The organism is Streptomyces ossamyceticus, from assembly GCF_001418475.1.
GTDB lineage: Bacteria > Actinomycetota > Actinomycetes > Streptomycetales > Streptomycetaceae > Streptomyces > Streptomyces ossamyceticus.
In genome coordinates this window covers 1-2,869 of the sequence record NZ_LIQX01000710.1, presented here as the reverse complement: position 1 = coordinate 2,869, position 2,869 = coordinate 1, and the positions used below count along the sequence as shown (strand labels likewise).

Genomic DNA, 2,869 nt, shown 5'->3' with positions numbered 1-2,869 from the left:
TTCGGGGGGCGGGTTGGTGCCGCGGCACTCGCCGCTGTGGCCTCGCTCGGTACGGTCGCCCTGATCGTCGTCGGCGTACTGGTGTGGCTGCCGCGGGACGGGACGTCGTCGAGCGGCGGCGGGGACGGGGACCGCGGGCGGACGACGCGGACCTCGGAGCCCTCCGGTACCCGGGCCGGTGAGGGCGCCGGCGCTCCCGTGCCGCCCGGTCCCGCTCCCGGGCTCACCCGCATCCGCCCCGTACGCGCTCCCGACCTCTGCCTCACCGACGGGAACGTACGGGTGGACAGCGGTGAGTCGAAGGTGGTGGCGATGCAGCGGCCGTGCGAGGAGGCCGTGCCGCCGAAGACGTATCTGCTGCGGGCGGACGACGGGTACTACCGCATCCAGTGGGACCATCCGCGGCACGGCAAGGGCTGTCTCACCCTGCTCAGCGACAGCGAGTTCCAGCACATGTTCGAGCCCTGGGACGACTGCAAGGTCGGCGGCTCCTCCCAGCTGTTCCGCATCGAACGGGCCGAGGGCACCGGCAAGGGCACCAAGGGCGCGTGGCGGTTGCGGCCGGGGCGGGGCGACGCGGACGTCTGCGTCGGTATGCGCGGCGGCCCCGAGGAGAAGGGGGCGGTCGCGGTGGCGCAGGGCTGCGCCGACGCGACCGGCGCCGGTGGCGCGGGCGACGCGCAGCTGTTCCTGATCGGCCGCGACCCGACCGGACGCCGATGAGTTGACCGGGCCCGGACGAGTCGCGGAGGACCTGCCCTGGTCCGGCCGGTCGCCCGCGTCACCCGGCCGGGGCGTCCGCGCACGACAGGGTGACGGTGGCCGTGGTCCGCTGGAGGGGTGCAGCTGCTCCCCGAACCCGTGCGGCGTCTCGCCGCCTGGTGTGCCGTCGTGCTGCTCGTCGCCGGGGTCGTGTACGTGGGGATCCGGCTGTGCGTGGAGTTCAGGACGGCCGTCACGCCGGTGCTGCTCGCCCTGCTGGGGGCCGCGTTGCTCGGGCCGTTGCACCGGCGGCTGGTCAGGGCGCGGATGCACCGGTCGCTCGCCGCGGGCCTCACCTGTGTCGCGGTGGTCGCGGTCGTGGGCGGTGCCGTCTACGTCGTGGTCGCCGCGCTCATCGGCACCGGGGACCAGATCATCGCCTCCCTCAGGGACGCGGCCGAGGACGTCACCCGGCACTTCGGCGCGGCCGGTACCTCGCTGGACGATCTCGCCGCCAACGCCAAGGAGTTGCTGGGCCGGTTCGGGAGGACGGCGGCGTCCCACGTCGTCAGCGGGGTGAGTGCCGTCGGCGAGGCCATCGCCATGGCCGTCCTCGCGCTGCTGCTCGTCTTCTTCTTCCTGCGGGACTCCGACCGGGTGTCCGACACCATCCGGGCGTTGTCGCCGTGCGGGCTCGCCGACACGGTGGAGGCCATCGCGCGGCGGGCGTTCGAGGCCGTCGAGGGGTTCATGCGCGGGACGACCCTCGTGGCGCTCATCGACGCCACGTGCATCGGGGTCGGGTTGCTGATCCTCGATGTGCCGGGCGCGGTCGGGCTCGCCGCGCTCGTGTTCGTCGGCGCGTACATCCCGTATCTCGGCGCCGTCGTCTCGGGTGGGGTGGCGGTGCTCGTGGCCCTCGCCGACCGGGGGGCGGTGATCGCGCTGTGGGTCCTCGGGATCGTGCTGGCCGTGCAGCAGTTGGAGGGGCATGTGCTCATGCCGATGATCCAGAGTCGGACGGTGCAGATGCACCCGGCGGTCGTCATGATCGCCATCACCGCGGGCGCCTCGGTCGCCGGCGTCCTCGGCATGCTCTTCGCGGTACCGCTGACCGCGGCGGCCTTCGGCGTCGTCCACGAGCTACGGGACCGGTACGCGAAGGAGAAGGTCGCCTAGCGGCGGCCTGGCCGTGAGCTGCCCGTGCCGGGGCCACACGGCCGGGGGGCCACGTGGCCGGGGACAAGGGGCCTCCCGCCGGGGGCGATCAGCGTCGCTCGTGCGTGCGGCTCGGGTTGTCGTCGGGTGCGGGACGCGCTTCGCTGTTCGGTCATCCAGCCGTCTCGCCCGGCGGGGCCTGCGGTTCTGAGGGCTCGTGGAGTTCGAACCAGATGCTCTTGCCGTCGCCGCGCGGGTCGACGCCCCAGGCGTCCGCGAGCACGTCCATGAGGACGAGACCGCGTCCGGAGGAGGCCAGTTCGCCGGGGCGGCGCTTGTGCGGGAGGTCGTCGCTGGCGTCCGTCACCTCGATCCGCATCCGCCGCTTGCCGCCCTCGCCGGTCATCTCGACGACGAGAAGCGCGTCGGCGTCGGTGTGGACGAGGACGTTGGTGAGCATCTCGGAGACCAGCAGGACCGCCGAGTCGACCTGATCGGGACAGGACCAGTCGTGGAGCAGTTCGCGGACCTGCTGGCGGGCCCCGGCGATGCGTTCCGGCTCGGCCTGCGCGACGGTCAGGGCGGTGCGGCGCACGGGAGGCCGTACGCCGACGGTGTCACCGCGGCCGGAACCCCCGGCCTCTCGGGACAGCAGCAGCATCGCTATGTCGTCCTCGCGCCGGTCGGCCAGCGGGCCGGGCGTGTGATGGGACGACGGCCCGTGCACACCTTGGACCAGTGCGTCGGCCAGTGCCTCCAGCCGTCCGGGAGCGAGCCCGTTCACCACGGGGAGGGTTCCGGGCAGAGCGACGGAGGTCGGGCCGGCACCGGAGGGCGCCGAGTCGGCCACGAGAGAGGTCGAAGCCGCCGTCGCGACCACGGGATCGTCCGCCACAGCCATCGGTTCGGCGGCTGCGGCTACCGGATCAGCCACCACGCCCACCGGGTCAGCCACTATGCCCACCGGATCAGCCACCACGCCCACCGGGTCAGCCGCCACGGCTGCCGG

At 73.6% G+C, this 2,869-nt stretch carries 2 protein-coding genes and 1 pseudogene; 2 read left to right on the top strand and 1 reads right to left on the bottom strand.

What is annotated here, in order from left to right; translation table 11 throughout:
- A pseudogene (locus AOK15_RS37210) lies at nt 1-723 on the top strand (hypothetical protein); the annotation flags it as partial.
- A 117-nt stretch (nt 724-840) separates the two neighbouring features.
- The gene (locus AOK15_RS37205; protein ID WP_055523088.1) at nt 841-1,881 is read left to right on the top strand and encodes an AI-2E family transporter; all 1,041 of its coding nucleotides are present in this window, start codon (nt 841-843) and stop codon (nt 1,879-1,881) included.
- A 151-nt stretch (nt 1,882-2,032) separates the two neighbouring features.
- On the opposite strand, the gene AOK15_RS37200 is transcribed toward AOK15_RS37205, so the two are convergent.
- Nucleotides 2,033-2,869: ATP-binding protein (locus AOK15_RS37200; RefSeq protein WP_240508769.1), on the bottom strand; the 837-nt coding region annotated here is incomplete at its 5' end.